This is a genomic window from Pseudomonas sp. NBRC 111127 (genome assembly GCF_001320345.1).
Taxonomy (GTDB): Bacteria; Pseudomonadota; Gammaproteobacteria; order Pseudomonadales; family Pseudomonadaceae; genus Aquipseudomonas; species Aquipseudomonas juntendi.
In genome coordinates this window covers 1-17,808 of record NZ_BCBD01000058.1, presented here as the reverse complement: position 1 = coordinate 17,808, position 17,808 = coordinate 1, and the positions used below count along the sequence as shown (strand labels likewise).

12 protein-coding genes are annotated in these 17,808 nt (G+C 63.3%); 6 read left to right on the top strand and 6 right to left on the bottom strand.

The window, feature by feature from the left end:
- Positions 1-5: 5 nt before the first annotated feature.
- The gene (locus APH30_RS12945; RefSeq protein ID WP_054912779.1) at positions 6-2,078 is read right to left on the bottom strand and encodes a PAS domain-containing sensor histidine kinase; all 2,073 of its coding nucleotides are present in this window, start codon (positions 2,076-2,078) and stop codon (positions 6-8) included.
- Between the two features lie 240 nt (positions 2,079-2,318).
- On the opposite strand from APH30_RS12945, the gene APH30_RS12940 reads away from it, so the two are divergent.
- Positions 2,319-3,125 carry a CSS-motif domain-containing protein gene (locus APH30_RS12940; RefSeq protein WP_054912778.1) on the top strand — a complete coding sequence of 269 codons (807 nt, stop codon included), beginning with the start codon at positions 2,319-2,321 and terminating at the stop codon, positions 3,123-3,125.
- A gap of 22 nt (positions 3,126-3,147) precedes the next feature.
- On the opposite strand, the gene hppD is transcribed toward APH30_RS12940, so the two are convergent.
- Positions 3,148-4,224 (bottom strand): 4-hydroxyphenylpyruvate dioxygenase, encoded by a 1,077-nt coding sequence (gene hppD / locus APH30_RS12935; protein WP_009685557.1) that lies wholly within the window; start codon positions 4,222-4,224, stop codon positions 3,148-3,150.
- A 311-nt stretch (positions 4,225-4,535) separates the two neighbouring features.
- Here hppD and APH30_RS12930 point away from each other — a divergent pair, with 311 nt between their 5' ends.
- On the top strand, positions 4,536-6,122 hold the full coding sequence (locus APH30_RS12930) for an EAL domain-containing protein (RefSeq protein ID WP_054912777.1): 1,587 nt from the start codon (positions 4,536-4,538) through the stop codon (positions 6,120-6,122).
- A 33-nt stretch (positions 6,123-6,155) separates the two neighbouring features.
- The gene (gene rarD, locus APH30_RS12925; RefSeq protein WP_029887129.1) at positions 6,156-7,043 is read left to right on the top strand and encodes an EamA family transporter RarD; all 888 of its coding nucleotides are present in this window, start codon (positions 6,156-6,158) and stop codon (positions 7,041-7,043) included.
- Here rarD and APH30_RS12920 read toward each other — a convergent pair.
- Positions 7,006-8,577 (bottom strand): TerC family protein, encoded by a 1,572-nt coding sequence (locus tag APH30_RS12920; protein ID WP_054912776.1) that lies wholly within the window; start codon positions 8,575-8,577, stop codon positions 7,006-7,008. The two genes, rarD and APH30_RS12920, sit on opposite strands and share 38 nt — an antisense overlap.
- Before the next feature lie 309 nt (positions 8,578-8,886).
- Here APH30_RS12920 and APH30_RS12915 point away from each other — a divergent pair, with 309 nt between their 5' ends.
- The gene (locus APH30_RS12915; protein ID WP_009685561.1) at positions 8,887-9,468 is read left to right on the top strand and encodes a LysE family translocator; all 582 of its coding nucleotides are present in this window, start codon (positions 8,887-8,889) and stop codon (positions 9,466-9,468) included.
- A gap of 34 nt (positions 9,469-9,502) precedes the next feature.
- On the opposite strand, the gene APH30_RS12910 is transcribed toward APH30_RS12915, so the two are convergent.
- The 3 genes from APH30_RS12910 to APH30_RS12900 form a co-directional block, all read right to left on the bottom strand.
- Positions 9,503-10,303, bottom strand: coding sequence for an AraC family transcriptional regulator (locus tag APH30_RS12910; protein WP_054912789.1), 801 nt, complete (start codon positions 10,301-10,303; stop codon positions 9,503-9,505).
- 38 nt (positions 10,304-10,341) lie between these two features.
- Positions 10,342-11,460, bottom strand: a complete 1,119-nt coding sequence (locus APH30_RS12905; RefSeq protein ID WP_054912775.1) for a glycosyltransferase 61 family protein — start codon at positions 11,458-11,460, stop codon at positions 10,342-10,344.
- Positions 11,461-11,531: 71 nt separating this feature from the next.
- Positions 11,532-12,686, bottom strand: a complete 1,155-nt coding sequence (locus tag APH30_RS12900; RefSeq protein WP_054912774.1) for a hypothetical protein — start codon at positions 12,684-12,686, stop codon at positions 11,532-11,534.
- A gap of 323 nt (positions 12,687-13,009) precedes the next feature.
- Here APH30_RS12900 and APH30_RS12895 point away from each other — a divergent pair, with 323 nt between their 5' ends.
- Entirely contained in the window at positions 13,010-16,834 is a 3,825-nt protein-coding gene (locus tag APH30_RS12895; RefSeq protein ID WP_054912773.1) for a dermonecrotic toxin domain-containing protein, read from the top strand.
- Between the two features lie 144 nt (positions 16,835-16,978).
- On the top strand, positions 16,979-17,808 hold an 830-nt coding region (locus APH30_RS12890), incomplete at its 3' end, for an aldehyde dehydrogenase family protein (protein ID WP_156326461.1).

The window sequence follows — 17,808 nt, the reverse complement described above, 5'->3', positions numbered from 1 at the left end:
GGGGCTCAGCGTTCAAGCATGCGCAACGCCTGGTCTGCCAGGTCTGCCAGCGAAAACGGCTTGTTCATCAACGCTGTGCCAGGCTGTTCGAGCAACTGGGGCTCCACCGGTTGCCCCGCATAGCCCGTGATGAACAGGATGTTCTGCTGCGGCAGTTGCATGCGCATGGCCTTGGCCACCTGGCGCCCGCTGAAGCCGCCCGGCAAACCGATATCGGTGATCACCAGGTCGAACGGACCGTCATGGCGAAACCGCTCCAATGCGGTGTTGGCGTCGCTTGCGTCAACCACCTGGAAGCCGCGCTCAACCAGGTATTCACGCATCACCGCGCGCAGATTGAGTTCGTCATCCACAAGCAGCAGCCGCTCACCCTGGGCCATGCGTTGCGTCCTTTGCACCGGTTTGCACTCATCAGGAAGCGGCTCGAACGTTCTGGGGAACAACATCGACACCTTGGTCCCCTGGTTCGGCGCAGACTCGATCCACGCATAGCCCCCCGACTGGCCGACAAAACCGTAGACCATCGACAGCCCCAGGCCGGAGCCACGGCCGATGGGCTTGGTGGTGAAAAAAGGCTCGAACGCCTTGGCGATTTCCGCAGCCGACATGCCGTGGCCATCGTCCTCAACATGCAAGGCCACATAGTCACCCGGCGGCAGCCCGTTCTCGTCCGGGAACGCCGCGATCAAGCGTTCGTTGACGCTGCGGATCGTGACATTGCCCCGCTCCAGGCACGCCTCGCGGGCGTTGGTACACAGGTTGATCAATGCATTTTCGAGCTGTGTGACATCCAGGTTGACCACCCACGGGGCGACGTCCAGTTGCCAGTGCAAGCACAACTCCGGACCCAAGGTCCTGCGCAACAACGGCTCGCACAGGCGCAACTGCCGGTTGAAATCCAGCGGCTTTGGCGCCAAGGGTTGGTGGCGGGAAAAGGCCAGCAAACGGTGGGTCAGCTCCATGGCCCGCATCACCGAATCGCGGGCAACATCCACATAAGCACCGATCCGCTCCGGGCGCCCCTCCTGGAGGCGGCGCTGGAGCAGCTCAAGGCTACCGCCGATACCAGAAAGCAGGTTATTCAACTCATGGCCCATGCCCCCGGCCAGTTGCCCCACGACTTCCATCCGTTCAGTGTTGCGCATCAGCGCTTCGGACTGGCGCGCCGCCTCTTCGCGGTCCTCGCTGATATCCTGGCCGACTACGGTGAGCAAGCGCCCATCGAAGCGCGCGCTCCAGCGGAAGGTATGGTAATGCCCATCGCGGTGCCGCAAGCGCGTCTCGATCGGGTCTGCGCTGCTGGCTTGCAGTAACGCCGACACCACCACCTGCACCTCGGTCCGATCTGCCGGGTGCACCAGTTCCAGTACCGACACCCCCTGGATCTGCTGTTCGTCCCAACCCAGCACCCGGTGCCAGGCGGGGTTGGCGGCATGCACCTTCAGCTCCGGGGTAACCCTCATCATCGCATCGCGTGACATCTGCCAGATCTGCTCGCGCTCCAGCACATGCCGCTCGATCTGCTGCTCGAAGCCTTGCGCCTGCTCGCGCCAATGCCGGTGTGCCTCGACGCTGGCAGTGGTCTCGATCACCGTGTGCAGAAAGCCCGCGACATTGCCTTGCTCATCGTGCAGGGGCGCGTAACCAAATGCGCACCAGAGGGGCTCGCCGCATGGGTCACTGCCGATGCGCAAGGGAGGGTCCTCGACAAAGCTCGACTGCCCTTCCAGGGCCTTGAAAACCCAAGGCCCCACTGTCGGCCAGATTTCGCGCCACAGTGTATCGAACGCCTGGCCGAGCCCATCCGCAGCGCCGCCGCGCAATGCATGGTAGGCATCATTGTGCACCACCGTCAGGTCTGGCCCCCAGACCACGGCACAGGGGAACGGCGACAGGTGCATCATATCCACCGCGATGCGCAACGAAGCCGGCCAGCGCGGCAGCGGCCCTAGGGAGGTGCGGCTCCAGTCCAGCTGCACGATCCGGTCGTCAACCGGCCTGCGGGCTGCGGCAGCAGGCGGGTGAAGGCGGATCTGTGGCTCAAGGCCAAGTGATGATTTTTTGGCGACCAATGTCATGGCTCCAGCATGGCCAAGGGGGCTGCGGGTAATGCTATTGAAGTTAGCACAGCACGTTCAGCCCACCATGGCGGAGTTCAAGGTGCTGGCCCCGCTGGCAGGCCGATAGGGCTTACGCAGGTTTGCGCAATTACTGTCACGCGCGCTTTCTTCGGCCTACAGCCGAACGACCATCGAAGACCTAGGCTTTGGGCTCGGCTGTTCAACTGGAACAGCGTTGCAGCGGAGCGCAATAGGTCTATGTCGTACATCGTCAACGCCGGGCGTAGCATGCTGGAGTTGCTGTTGCTCATCGTGGTGGGGCTGGTACCCGTGGTATCCGGGTTGCTGGTGATGATCCTGCAACTGCAAACGAAACTTGCGGAGAATGCGGCTGTTTCCGTGAAGGAAGCGGTTTACAGTGTCGATCAGGCATGCAACCGCATGCAGGAAACCGCGTTGCGTTCACTACCGCTGGCCGGGCAGCCTTGTGCCAGCGCCCTGAACACCTTGCAGGATCATGTCACCAGCCTGTCCATGCTCAGATCCCTCACGCTGGTAGAGGGCGAGCAGGCCTATTGCAGTACCACGCCGGACCCGCTGGAGGATTTGACCGCATTTGCCACGTCTGGCCGCCAGGTCGAGATTTCCTATGGGCTCGCCGATACCCGCCGCAAACTGCTGGTGAACCTGTATACGGCCGACAATAACCAGGGTGTCATTGTCACGGCGTATGCCTCGCAGCTTCGCAGCGAGCTGGACGCTTTCCAGGACGGGTTGACGCTGCTGCTGGAATTCGACGACCGCTACCTGTGGAGTGGCGGCGACAGCCGCGCCGGCGCCCGCCCCTCGCAGGACGAGTTTTCGACCAGCATGCTTTCGGAGAAATACGGCTACCGGGTCGTAGGCGGCTATGCCGAAGGTTTCACCGCGCGGGAGATTCGCCAGTCGATGCGACAGACCCTGCCCTCCTTGCTACTGGTGGGGGTCCTGACCGCCTCGGTGGTTTTCCTGGCGCTGATGAAAGGGCGCGCGAACAGGCGTAGCCGCGCCGCCGAAGGGACATGACGGCGGCGCCACTACCAGCGTGTCAGTCGGTGCTCAGCACGCCGCGACGCACCTGGTCACGCTCGATGGATTCGAACAGGGCCTTGAAGTTGCCTTCACCAAACCCGTCGTCGCCTTTACGCTGGATGAACTCGAAGAACACCGGCCCGAGCAGGGTTTCCGAGAAGATCTGCAGCAGCAGGCGCTTGTCTTCCGGCTGCGAGGCACCATCGAGCAGGATACCCCGCGCCTGCAACTGATCGACCGGCTCACCATGGCCGGGCAGGCGCTCTTCGAGCATTTCGTAATAGGTTTGTGGCGGCGCCGTCATGAAGCGCATGCCGAACCCCTTCAGCGCGTCCCAGGTCTTGAGCAGGTCATCGGTCAGGAAGGCAACGTGCTGGATGCCCTCACCGTTGAACTGCATCAGGAACTCCTCGATCTGCCCGGCGCCCTTGGACGACTCTTCGTTGAGCGGAATGCGGATCATGCCATCCGGGGCGGTCATCGCCTTGGAGGTCAGGCCGGTGTACTCACCCTTGATGTCGAAGTAGCGGATTTCACGGAAGTTGAACAGCTTCTCGTAGAAGCCCGCCCAGTAGGCCATGCGCCCACGGTAAACGTTGTGGGTGAGGTGGTCGATGACCTTGAGGCCGGCACCGACCGGGTGGCGGTCGACACCCTCGATGAAGTTGAAGTCGATGTCGTAGATCGAGCTGCCTTCCTCGAAACGGTCGATCAGGTACAGCGGCGCACCGCCAATGCCCTTGATCGCCGGCAGGCGCAGTTCCATCGGGCCAGTTTCGATTTCTACCGGCTGCGCGCCCAGCTCCAGCGCACGGGCATAGGCCTCATGGGCATTGCGCACACGGAAGGCCATGCCACATACCGATGGGCCATGCTCCGCGGCAAAATACGACGCGATGCTTTTGGGTTCGTTGTTCAGAATCAGGTTGATGCCACCCTGCCGATACAGGTGCACATTCTTGGAACGGTGGGTCGCGACCTTGGTGAAGCCCAGCATCTGGAATACCGGCTCCAGTACGCCAGGGGCCGGGGCCGCCAGTTCGATGAACTCGAAGCCCATCAGGCCCATTGGATTTTCGAAGATATCAGCCATGTTCGTGTCCTCATCTGCAGCTAAAAATTAATGATTGCGTGGGATGCGGAACAGAAATGGCGGGGCGCACGGGATACCTCGCACGCTGCGGGCGAGGAAGTCACCTATGATCAGCTTGAACCCATGGTATGTCATATGGACCCATTCTCGGCGGGCTTGATCCTTCGGCACTGAAGGACCTTATTGTTTTATTCGTAAACCGATTCTACAGTGCGTAAATGCCTTTGTCGCGTTTTTGTTAAGGCCCCTGCCCGACTAACGGCTATGCTCTGTTAACCCTTCAGCGTAGCCTTTCAACGTAGCCACCCAGCATGCCCCTTACAGCCAAACATCGCAGCGCCTTCAGTTGGCGCACCCTGTTACCGCTGGTGGTCGGTATGGTGCCGGTAGTGAGCGGCCTGGCGATCATGCACTGGCAGATCGAACGGGAAATGAAGGCCAGCAGCCACACCACCACGCAGCAGGTGCTCGGCCATATCGAACATATCCTCGACAACCTGTCGAGCGCCGCCGACAGCTTGCTGGCGCACACCGATGTCCCTTGCGAGCAAGCCCAGTTGCTGTTGCGCACCCAGGTCACGCGCAACGCCTTCGTGCGCTCCACCAACCTGTTCAGGCACAACAGCATTTATTGCACGTCGCTGTTCGGCGCATTCGATGAGCCAGTCAACCCCGCCGACTATGTCGATGGCAAACTGTGGCTGATGGATGGCAACTCGGTCACCCCCGGCCACCCACTGTTGGTGTACAGGGCCAGCCAAGGGGACCACGGTGCGATCAGCACGGTCGACGGCGATCACCTGCTGACGGCGCTGCGCCTGATAGGCGCCGACGAAGCACTGTATATCCGCGTCGGCGACGCCTGGCTGGGCAAGGACGGAATCGTGCACCATGGCCAGCCGCCGGCCGCTGATCACGCCAATGTGCAGCTGGCCTCCACGCGTTATCCGCTGAGCGTACAGGGCGGGTACAGCGCCGCGGAGCAAAGCCGCCTGTGGCGCAGCCATTACCCTGCCCTGCTCGGCATGCTGCTGGTGCTGGGCGTGATCGCCGGCCTGGTATGCCACTGGCAGGTGCGCCGCGCCAACTCACCCCGCGCCGAGCTGAGGCGGGCGCTGGAGGCCGACGAGTTCCTGCCGTACTTCCAGCCGGTGGTACGCAAGGGTGATTACCGCTGGGCCGGCGTCGAAGTGTTGATGCGCTGGAACCACCCTCAAGAGGGGCTGGTACGCCCAGACCTGTTCATCCCCTACGCAGAGCACAGCGGGCAGATCGTGGCCATGACCCGGGCACTGATGATGCACACTGCGCAAGCCCTGGCGCCCTATGCAACGCTGCTGGAGGACGGCTTCCACGTCGGCATCAACATCACGGCCGACCACTGCCGCGACCTGACTTTGCTGGAGGACTGCCGCACGTTCCTGCAGCACTTTCCCCCAGGCCGGGTGGTGCTGACCCTGGAGCTGACCGAGCGCAAGCTCATCGAACCCACGCCCGTGGCGCTTGAGCTGTTCGAAAAGCTCGATGCCATGGGGGTGAAGATCGCACTGGACGACTTTGGTACCGGCCAGTCCAGCCTCAACTACCTGCTTCAGTTCAAGGTCGATTACCTGAAGATCGACCAGCGCTTCGTGGCCATGATCGGTGCCGACGCGCTGTCGGTGCATGTCCTGGAAACCATCATCGAACTGTCAGCCAAACTGGGCCTGGGCATTGTCGCCGAAGGTGTGGAAACCGAAACGCAGCGCGATTACCTGGCTCGCCATGGCGTGGACTATCAGCAAGGCTACCTGTTCGCCAGGCCCATGCCTGCACAGCAGTTTCTCGAAGCGCTGCCCACCCGCCCCGGCGCCTCGCGGTTGCCGCAAGCCGCGCCCCCTGAGATCATTGGCGGCTGACCTAACCGCTCCACTCCTGTATTCGAGGCATTCGTGTCAAAAGGCATTGTTTCATCCGTCGTGGCGTCCTGCATGTTCGCCGTGATGTACTTCTATACCTCGTTGCTCAGGCCACTCGATGGCGAAGAGATATTCGGCTGGCGCACGCTGCTGACCCTGCCCTGCCTGACCTTGTTCATGCTGGTTTCGAAGGACTGGAAACGCGTCGGCCAATTGCTGGGGCGCGTGCGCCGCACGCCGGTGCTACTGCTCGGCATGCTCGGTACTTCGTGGCTGATGGGGGTGCAATTGTGGCTGTTCCTGTGGGCGCCCCTGCACGGGCGCAGCCTGGAAGTGTCGATGGGCTACTTCCTGCTGCCACTGGCCATGGTCCTGACCGGGCGGCTGGTGTACGGCGAGCGCCTGTCACGCCTGCAGGCAGTGGCCGTGGCCTGCGCCGCACTGGGTGTGGGCCACGAACTCTACCAGCATGGCAGTTTCGCCTGGGAAACCCTGGTGGTGGTGACCGGCTACCCCGTCTACTTCGTCCTGCGCCGGCGCTGCGGCACCGACCACCTCGGTGGCCTGTGGTGCGACATGTGCCTGCTGCTGCCCTGGGCGCTGTATTTCGTGATGCAGGGGCCGCTTTCCAGCGCTGACCTGCAGGCGCACCCAGGGCTGTATGCGCTGATTCCGCTGCTGGGGGCAATCAGCGCCTGCGCCCTGATCGCCTACGTGCTGGCCAGCCGCTTGTTGCCGTTCAGCCTGTTCGGCCTGCTCAGCTACGTCGAGCCCGTGCTGCTGGTGGGCGTGGCGTTGCTGCTGGGCGAAACCATCGGCCCAGACCAGTGGTTGACATACCTGCCGATCTGGGCCGCCGTGCTGGTGCTGGTGCTCGAAGGCTTCAAGCACCTGCTGCGTCAGCGTCGCCGTTCGGTGTAAGGCGCACCTGCCTTACCCGCCGTTCTTCGATCGCCTCCACGGTCAACGTCCAGCCATTGCAACACAGCTGATCACCCACCATTGGCAGGCGGTCGAGCAGGCTCATCACCAGCCCGGCGAGGGTCTGATAGTCCTCGGTGGCCCGGGCGCTGAAGCCGGTACGCGCCTGCACCTGGCTGAGGTTCAAGGCACCACTGACCACGAAACCCTCACCTTCCTGCACGATGCCAGGGCCGTCAACCTCGCTGGCATCCGGCAGTTCGCCAGCGATCGACTCCAGGATGTCGGTCATGGTCAGCAGGCCGGTGAAGTCACCGAACTCGTTGACCACGAAGGCAATGTGCGTGGACTGGGCGCGCATCTGCTCCAGGGCGTTGAGGATACTGAAGCTTTCCAGCAGGTTCAGCGGTACCCGGGCCATGCCTTCCAGGTCGGGCTGGTTACCCGACAGCAGCTCCTTGAGCAGCTCTTTCTTGTGCACGAAGCCCAAAGGCTCGTCGATTCGGCCGCCGCGTATCAGCGGCAGGCGCGAATACGGCGAGTTGGCCAAGGCCTGGGCAATGGCCTCGGGCGGCTGCGCCAGGTCAATCACATCGACCTCGGTACGTGCGGTCATCACCGTGCGAATCGGCCGCTCGGCCAGGTTCAGCACGCCGCTGATCATCACCCGCTCGCGACGGTCGAACAGCACCTGTTCTTCGCCACCCTCGACCAGGTCGGCGATTTCCTCGCCCACCTCGTCAGCTTCGACGCGGCGGCCCCCCAGCAGGCGCAGCACGGCATGCGCAGTGCGCTCACGCAGCGGCTTGTGCTGCTGCAGGCTGCGCTTGCGCCGGGCACGCGCCAGCTGGTTGAACAGCTCGATCAGGATCGAGAAGCCAATGGCCGCGTACAGATAGCCTTTGGGTATGTGGAAGCCCAGGCCTTCGGCGGTCAGGCTGAAACCGATCATCATCAGGAAGCCCAGGCACAGCATGATTACCGTGGGGTGGGCATTGACGAAGCGGGTCAGCGGCTTGCTGGCAACGATCATGATGCCGATCGAGAAAATCACCGCGATCATCATCACCGACAGGTGCTCGACCATACCCACCGCAGTGATCACGGCGTCCAGCGAGAACACCGCATCCAGCACCACGATTTGCGCGACGATTGGCCAGAACGCAGCATGACGCAAGGTGCCGCTGGCTTGGGTCACATGCCCTTCCAGGCGTTCATGCAACTCCATGGTGGCCTTGAACAGCAGGAACACACCACCGAACAGCATGATCAGGTCACGGCCAGAGAAGCTCTTGCCGAACACCTCGAACAGCGGTGCCGTGAGGGTGACCATCCAGGAAATGCTGGCCAGCAGGCCCAGACGCATGATCAGCGCCAGGCTCAGACCAATGACCCGGGCACGGTCGCGTTGATGCGGGGGCAGCTTGTCCGCCAGGATGGCGATGAACACCAGGTTGTCGATACCCAGCACCAGCTCGAGGACGATAAGCGTCAACAGGCCTAGCCAGGCCGTAGGATCGGCTAGCCATTCCATTAGCGGGTACTCACGAGGGCAGCGTCACGAGGACGGGGAAGGTTTGGCCAGGACGGCCACGAACTGGGGGGCTCCGCGAAGGTGCTCATATGGACCTTGATAACAATTAGGGAGAATGATGCTACAAGGACATCAGGATTGTCCGACAGCGTAAAACTATTACAAAACCTGTAACAGGCCGGCGGGCGGAATGAGGCCGGCCGCTGGGCGCGCATTTCGACGGGTCGCCTGACACGGGTACTTTTGTTCAATACACCCCACCCCGCGACCGGCCAGCATAGCCGCCTCACAACAAAATGGATCTCCTTCATGAGCTTGTCCCTCTCCATGGCCGCCTTCGCACTGGCGGCTTCCATCTCCCCTGGCCCGGTCAACATCGTCGCGCTCGGCAGCGGTGCCCGCCATGGCCTGCGGGCCAGCCTGGGCCATGTGACCGGCGCCACGCTGGGCTTCTGTGTGTTGCTGGTGCTGGTCGGCCTGGGCCTGCACCAACTGCTGGTGCGCTGGCCGGTGCTGGGGCTGCTGTTGCACTGGGGCGGTGTGGCGTTTCTGCTGTACATGGCATGGAAACTGGCCAGTGACAGCGGCGAGCTGGGCAGCACGCACCCCGAGCAGGCACCGTCGGCCTGGCACGGCGCCGCCATGCAGTGGCTCAACCCCAAGGCCTGGTTGGCAGCGGTAGCCGGGGTTGGCGCCTACACGGGCGGCGAGCAGCAGCTGCTGTGGCTGTTCACCTGGATCTACGGGCCTATCTGTTTCGTTTCAGTAGCGTGCTGGGCCTGGGCCGGCAGCGTTATCCGCCAGTACCTGGGCAACCCGCGGCATATGCGCCTGCTCAACCGAGGGTTGGCCGTGCTGCTGGTCGGCAGTGCGCTTTACCTGGTGATCTGAAGCCGGCCCAGCCGCCTTGGGCGGCAGACGCTGCCTAGGCAGGCGTGCACGCGCGGGCGCCAGCATTGCGGTAATGCCCCGGTGTTGCCGCCAGGTGCTGCTTGAAGGCGCGCTGCAGGTGCGCCTGGTCCGCGAAACCGGCTGCTTGTGCCACCTCGGCGATAGCCCGCCCTTGGCGCAGCTGCGCCCGCGCCAGTTGCACGCGCTGATCGAGCAGATAGCCGTGGGGGGTCAGCCCGAAGTGTTGGCCAAACGCGCGGATCAGGTAGGAACGCGAAAGGCCACAGGCAGCACAGATATCCTCAAGCCGCAGTGCATCGCAGCGATGGGCACGGATGAACGCGGCTGCGGCCTCCAGCCGTGGGTTACGCACTTCGGCGACCTGCGCACTGCCCTGCAGCAGGGCGGGCAATTCGCGGAACAGCGTGGCCAGGCGCGCCTCCCGGTCCGGCACACTGGCATCGAACAGCTCGGCAAAAGCCTGCAACAGCCGCTGGTACAGCACGGCAGAGGTGCTGAGTGTCTGCACCGGCAAGGTGAACCCCAGCGCTTGCAGCCACGGCCAGTCGACGAACAGCATCAGGTAGGACCACGGCTCCCCTGCAATCGGGTTGCAGGTATGCACGACCCCAGGGTTCATCAGGACGGTAGTGCCCGCCGCAACCTCATGGCGTTGATCGCCATTGAGGTAAGTGCTACGCCCACCGGTGATCACCCCAATGGAAAAGCTTTCGTGGGAATGCGCGGCGTAGCACACCTGGCGCCCGTCGCCTACCTTGCGGGCCTCGACAAAGGGTAGCGCAGGGTCGCGCCAGAACCGTGATACCTCGAGCATTGCCATCCCCAGTTACCGTGTGCCTGGATACTACACAGTTATTGCGGGACCAGGTCCAGGGTGCGTTCCACTTCACCTATATCGACCCTGAACCCGTCGCCCTCCGGCAGGCCGACCACGAAGCCGAAGTGCTGCTGATCACGGTCGGTCAGGTACTTGTAGTAGCTGACGAAGCGGTTCGGCGGCTGCAGCGTCAGCAGGCAGCCACCGGGCTGCAGCACATTCACGCCATGCACCAGTTGGCTACCCTCCACCCCAATCACCACCTTGGCCCCGGCACAGGCGGCGATGATGCTCGGCACATCCGACTTGAGCGGGTTGACGATGCGAAAACCCCGTGTAACCCGCAGGTGCTCGGCAAGCGCCAGCTCGTTGCGCAGCAGGCGCAGGTCACCATCACCGCCGCGCAGCAGGAACACCCCCGGGTGCGGCGCATGGGCGACATGCGCCAACAGCTTGTCGCCCATGGCACGGTAGCGGGCATGCCGGCTGCGGTTGTTGCTCTGATCGTCGAACAGCACCAGCTCCCGGAAAAACGCACTGCGCAGGCGCAGCGGCTGCATGTCCAACCAGTCTTCGTAGGCCGGTGCCTGGGTGAACAAGGGGTACCTGGCCGACGGTGCCGTGGTCACCGGCACGCCCTCGTTGCAGGCCAGCGCATACGTGGGGCAATCCTCCATCAGCCAGGTGCCGAACCATGAATTGCCATTCTGCGTGCAGTAAATGGCAGCGCGGTCGATTTCATGGTCCACCACAATGCGCGGGAAGGTGTTCGGCTTCTGCGACAGCCAGTGGCTGGCCTTACCCTTGTACAACGCCCCGTCGACCAGCCATACATCCTTGATCAGGTAGCCACGGGTCGGCCCTTGCAGCGCACTGATGCCACCCTCCATGGTGCGCGCCGGGTGCACGTAGGGGTAGAACCGCTTGCCTTCCCATCCGGTGACCCGCTCCAACTGCCCCGGCAGGTAAATGGCCGGGGGCGACACCGTGGTCTCGCCCGGGGCGATGTCCCAACTTTTGCTGGCAAGGCTCTTGACGTCGATTGGCGGGGTTCTGCCCAACCGTTTGCGGGCGATGTAACGGTAGGCAGCCAGGGTCCAGCTGCGTGGCGCAGCGGCCGGCGAAGCATTGAACTGCGAGATGTCGCTTGTCATGAAGCGTCCCCCTAGATGGCGAGGTTCAGCGCATGGCGCAATATGATGACTCAACGCATCCGTGCGCCCCTTCAACTGCACATGACGCGCTGCATGATGGGGGGTGACTGCTGGTTGGCGTAGCGGTTGCGCAGGGCTTGCACGAAGGTTTCGCCAGTGGCGTTGTCGCCGTAGAGGTAGATCTTGTGCAGGCCGCCGAACACCATCTCATGGTAACGGCTGGCAACTTCGTCATCGCTGGGGCCTGCTGGCAGGCCCAGGTGCAGGGTCAGTTTGTCGCCTTCCATTGCAAACATGGGCGTGTCCCACAGAAACTTCGCCGTACCGGTCTTTGGCAGCCGCACGAACAGGTAAGCATGGTTGCCCAACGAATCGATGTCGCCCCCACGCCGCCGCTTCCACTTCAGCAAGCCGTCGTCCGGGCGCGCCAGGCACAGGCCGATGTCGTAATAATCGAAGCCGTGTTCCAGCGCCCATTCCAGGGCCATGAAGGTGGTGATCGAGTTCACTTCGCGCAACTTCCTGGCGTCTGAAAACACCGCTTCGCAATAGCCGAAGCGCAGGGTGCTCCAGTAACGCTTGCCATCACGCACCACCTCGCAGCCGAGGTGGCAGCCGATAACCTCATCGCCGCAGGTAATCAGGTCGAGCCGCCCGACACTCTGGGCAATGCGGAACACATCGTCGGTGGGAAACTGCGCCGCATGGATGCCCTGCCTGGCAGTCGCGTACGGCCGCAACAGCTCACGGTCGGCCATGGCAATTTCGTCATCGGCAAGTGCCTGACGCATCTGGTAAAGCGGGCGGTTCTTGCGAATGCTGCGCCGCAGTTCACTGTCGTAGCGCGCGGTGATGTCTTCCAGGGGGCGCCCCAGTGGCACCACGGCGCTCAGATAGTGCGGCACCGACAGCGCGCCGGTAGTGGGCATTTCGCTGATCAGCACCACATGGTCGGCAGGTGCGCTGGCACTGGCGCTTTCCACGATCGCCGCACTGCCCTGCCCCTTGCCGCCAATCAGCAGCTTGGCCATTTCCCGTTGGTGCTTGCGGCCGATGTAAAGGATCTCGTAAGGGCTTTCCTGTTGCAGCCGAAACCTGGCAACTTCCCAGCGCCACAAACAGGCGCGCGCCATTACCTCACGCACTTGGCTACCCAACTGTCTGATTTCGTAACGGGTGGAGGGCGATATGAATTTTCGCGCCGCTGCGGTCAAGGTCGCTTTCATTTCTTCTTCCACGTCCTTTGAAGTGCCAGGGTGTATCGGAACAAGACAGATAAACAGCGGAAAAACACCTAACCCATTGATATTCAAAGGTTAGGCTGCACATTAACTTCACATTCAGTAACAATTTAAGGTGGGCGAAATCACTTTGGCAAGTGGCACTTGGCTGGTATTTGTCTGAATTATTCTGGCGTCAAATTTCCTGCCGCCACTGCGTTTAGTTGCAACAGATTGCTATAAGCGTGCCGACATCACGATAACCGGTTACCACTTCGCTATCGATAACTGGCGTTTGATGCCTTCTTTGCATAAAGAGGTGCATCATCATGATAGGCAACAATCCACACCACGCCCTGCTCGCGGCACAACTGCCGCATTGGGCACGCCGTGCCAACCCCGGGCAATGGGGCGCTTTACAGGCCAGTCAACATGCCCCATGGCAGTTGCAGGACTGGTTCGACAATGCCGCACCCGACCTGCGCGAGGCGGTTTGCGCCAGCCACAACCAGTTGCTGCATGCGCAAGCGGCGTTGGCAAAGGCGCTTAAAGGGCTCAAGCAGATCAGTGAGTTTGCCGAGCCACTACTAAAAGGCCGCCTGGCAGAACATGGGCTGGACACGCCCTTGCTCCATACCCAACTACTGCGGGTCGAGCATGATTGGCATTGGCTGGGGCTGCGTCATCTTTACAGCCATCGTCGCGATAGCCTGCTGCAGGCTGCCCTGCAGAACTTCGCCGATGATGAAACCTTCACACCCGAAAGTGCCATTGCCCTGGGTAGTGATATACAGGTGGTTGCAGTTGAAGTACCCGGCACGGTACCGATTGGCATGCAAGCGCCCCCAGCACACTTCACCCTGCGGTCCGAGCGCTACCTGGTGAAGCGCCTGCCGCTGGCACCCCAGGCATTCGCGGCGCTGTGCCGGGCGCTGGACCTGGGCGGCGCCTACCAGACCCACCTGGACCAGCAGCTGGCCCGGCCCGAAACCCGGGCACTGGCTGTGCGCGCGCAGCAAGCACGCTTGCGCCTGGCCGCCGACCTGGCCTACCTGCGGCACCTGCTGGACGGGGCCTCACGGGACGAAATCCAGCGGCTGCTGCAAGGGCACCCCGTGCAATGTTGGCAGCTGGCGCTGTTCGGCATCACCCTGCACGAGGTCATGCTGATCGATGCCGGCGCGCACGGGCTGGTGTTGCATATGCCGGGCCACGAACCGGCCCTGCACCCGTGCAGTGACCTGGCGGCGGTGCACGCCACACTGGCAACCCTGCTGGTGGAACCCGCTGAACGCCAGGCATTCGCCGCCTACATCCGGCAGGATGAACAGTCGCACTTCTTCGACATGCTGCAGCAGAACCTGGATGCGGCCGGCAACACCGCCTTTGACCGCCCATGGCCACGTGCAGCGCAGGCTGACCTGCGCCTGACCCGCCAGGCGATCACGAGCGAACCGTTCGGCTACTGCCATGACCAGTATCTGCTGCGCCTCAAGCATGAGGCCAGCCTGCTGGCCGTGCCCACCGCAGCAGCGGACGCCAGCGCCAGGGCCAGGCGGCTCGAAGCGTGGGAAAACCTGGGCTGGGACGCGCTCAATGCCGCCGCATTCTTCGTGCCCGGTGTCGGCACCTTGATGCTGGCGGTGACCGCCTGCCAGCTGCTGGGTGAAGCGGTGGAAGGCTACGAGGACTGGCAAGCAGGCGACCGCCAGCTGGCCCTGCGACACCTCGAAGCGATTGGCCTGAACCTGGCCCTGCTCGGTGGCTTCGTGGCGGCGGGCCAGGCGCTGCCCAAACTGTTCGACAGCCCCTTGATGGACAGCTTGCAGGAGGTGCGCAGCAATGATGGGCGCTACCGGCTGTGGAACCAGGACCTGGCACCTTACCGCAGTGACGTGCAACTGCCGGCCGACGTGCATGCCAATGCCCAGGGCCAGTACCTGCATGAGGGGCGCCTGTTCATCCGGATGGACCGCCACCTCTACGAACAACGCTTCGATGACGCCCGGCAACAATGGCGCATCGTTCATCCGCAAGCAGCCGAAGCCTGGCAGCCGCCACTGGAGCACAACACCCAAGGCGCCTGGCGCGGCGAACACGAGCAACCCGGTGATTGGGCGCTGGAGACAAGCGTACGCCGCCTGGGCGAGGCCTACGCCGCCTTTACCCCAGAGCAGGTCGAACAAGCCGGCCGCATCTGCGGCATCGACAGCGAGCAGCTGCGCCAGGTGCATGTCGAAGGGCTGCCACCGCCCCCGCTGCTGCTCGACACCCTGCAACGCCTGAATGCGCAAGCCGCGGTGCAGGCCCTTGGCGACAGCGCACCGCCTGGGCTTTTCCAGCATCTTTACGAGGGTAATGGCGCGGTAGCGCCGGCGGTGCAGCAGTTGCTCGACACCTACCCACGGCTAACGTCCACCCTGGCCCGGCGCATGCTGATGCGCTTGAACGCCGCCGACACCGCTGCCTGGCAAGCGCATGGCAAGCTCCCTGCGTGGTTTGGCATGCAGCTGCGACAGCTGGACAGTGAATTGCCGCTGGTGCGTGCCCTCGAGGGTGTGGTGCAACCGGCATTTGCCAACGACGACAGCGAACGGTTGTTGTTCAGTGCACTCGACGCTCTGCCAGGCTGGCCCCGCGACCTGAGCCTGCAACTGCGCGCAGCCAGCCCTCAAGGGCCGCTGCTGGCACGGGTTGGCAGTGAACACGCCAGCCTGCAAAGCCGGGTCATCAAGTCGGCCGAAGGCTACGAAGCTGACCTGGGTCAGCGGCCTGCCCCGGCAAAACGGGATCGTGACCTTTGCCGTGCGGTGGCGCAGGCGCTGCCAGCGCATGCCCGGCAATCCCTGGGTACGGCTGCCGACGGCAATGCCTTACGCGAGCACCTGCTGGGCTGGGTTGCCGAGCACCGGCAGACCCTGCCACAGCGCCTGTGGGGGCCGCGGGCCGTGCGGCCCAGGCCAACGGGTGGCTTGCGCGGCGGTCGCCCGCTGACGCCGCTTGCGCCTGAGCCCCGGCAAACCGGTTCGGTAGAAGGCGCTTATCGGCGGATCTACCCCAATGCCAGCGATGCCGAAATCCAGGCCTGGCTGGGCCATGACGAGGACGAGCCATTGGCCGACGACCTGAGCTCGACCACCCAACGCCTGCGCGATCTGCACCAACGCCTGCAAGACCTGCGCGGCGACCTGCAACGCTGGGTGCAGGCAGACCCTGCGCGCGCAGCGCAGCGCCAGCCCGCGGTACGCCCATTGGTCAACGCCTGGCGGCGCCTTTCAACCCTGCCTTTTGCCGCCACGGGGCGCATGTACAGCCTTGAGCTTTCCGGCCTGGGGCTGAACGACGAGGACCTGGCAAGCCTGGCGCTGCCGGATGATTTCGCTCATATCGAGCATCTTTCGCTCAGCCAGAACAGTGAGTTGAGCCACCTGCCGGCATCGCTTGCGCAGCGCTTCCCCAACCTCAGGCGCCTGATGCTGTCGGATTGCCGCTTCGACCGTGTACCGCGCCTGCCCCAGCCGTGGCAATTGCACTGGCTGGACCTGGACAGCAACCGCATTACCTGGGATGCCATTGCCCAGCGAACATTGGACCGCTACACGCGGCTGGTGCAACTGGACCTGTCGGACAACCCGCTGATCAGCGCACCGGACCTGCGCAATCTCGCGCAACTGAAAACCTTGTTCCTGTCCGGTTGCAGCCTCGTCGAGCTGCCGCAAGGCCTGGACCAGATCAGCGAACCGTTCGTGCTGGACCTGGCTTCCAACCAGTTCCAGCACCTGCCTGCAAACTTCGCGGTTACCCGGCCTGTCGCCGATGCCTTGCGCCTTGAAAGCGAGTGGCTGGGCGCGCCCGTGCGGGCTCAGATCGATGCCTACAACGCCGCGCACCAGGTCGACCTGCTGGTCAGCGAAAGCGACTACCTGGATTTCTTCGACGAAACAGGCCCCGACGAAGCGGCGCTGTGGCAGCGCCTGCCGCTGCCGTACCGCCGTGACCTCAGAGCATTGCTGGACATGGAGCCATTCCAGTCCCAACCGCAGCATGCACGCGTTGAGTTCTGGCGACGGCTGGCCGTGCTCGACGCCGATCCGGCGCTGCGCCAGCAAGGCCTGATGCGCCCAGCCCAGGCACTGTTCACCCTGGCGCTCTGAGCACTCCGCAGCGCCTGGTCGAACCACCAGGCGCTGCGCTCACGGGTGTACCACACTGGTGTTTTTGCCGGCGCCGGTGCATGCTCAGTGCTGAAGCGATTCACCTGCCTTGAAATCCGCCCTGTAACGTGAGGTGCAGTAACCATGGACCGTCTGCTCGATTCACTCTTCCCCACCGCTGATAGCATCCCGGAAACCTGGCGCCTGGGGGGCCCACTGGAACAACGCGAATACCTGGTCAACGGGCAACTGCGACGCTGGGAAGGCCCGCTGGCCACGGTGCGCAGCCCCGTGTGGCTCAAGCAGGGTGACGAGGAACAGCAGGTCATACTGGGCAGCGCACCCTTGCTCGATGCCGATACCGCCCTCACCGCCCTCGATGCCGCCGTGCAGGCCTACGACAAGGGCCGTGGCGCCTGGCCGAACATGCGGGTGGCCGAGCGTATCCAGCACGTGGAGACCTTCCTCGCCCGTATGCGCGAACAGCGCCAGGCGGTGGTCAAGTTGCTGATGTGGGAGATCGGCAAGAACCTCAAGGACTCGGAAAAGGAATTCGACCGTACCTGCGACTACATCGTCGATACCATCAACGCCCTCAAAGACCTCGACCGCCGCTCCAGCCGCTTCGAACTGGAACAAGGCACGCTGGGCCAGATCCGCCGGGCCCCGCTTGGCGTGGCGCTGTGCATGGGCCCCTACAACTACCCGCTGAACGAAACCTTCACCACGCTGATCCCGGCGCTGATCATGGGTAACACCGTGGTGTTCAAACCGGCCAAGTTCGGCGTGCTGCTGATCCGCCCGCTGCTCGAAGCGTTCCGCGACAGCTTCCCGCCTGGGGTGATCAACGTCATCTACGGGCGCGGCCGCGAAACGGTCAGCGCACTGATGGCCAGTGGCAAGGTCGACGTGTTCGCCTTCATCGGCACGCACAAGGCTGCCAGCGACCTGAAAAAACTGCACCCACGCCCGCA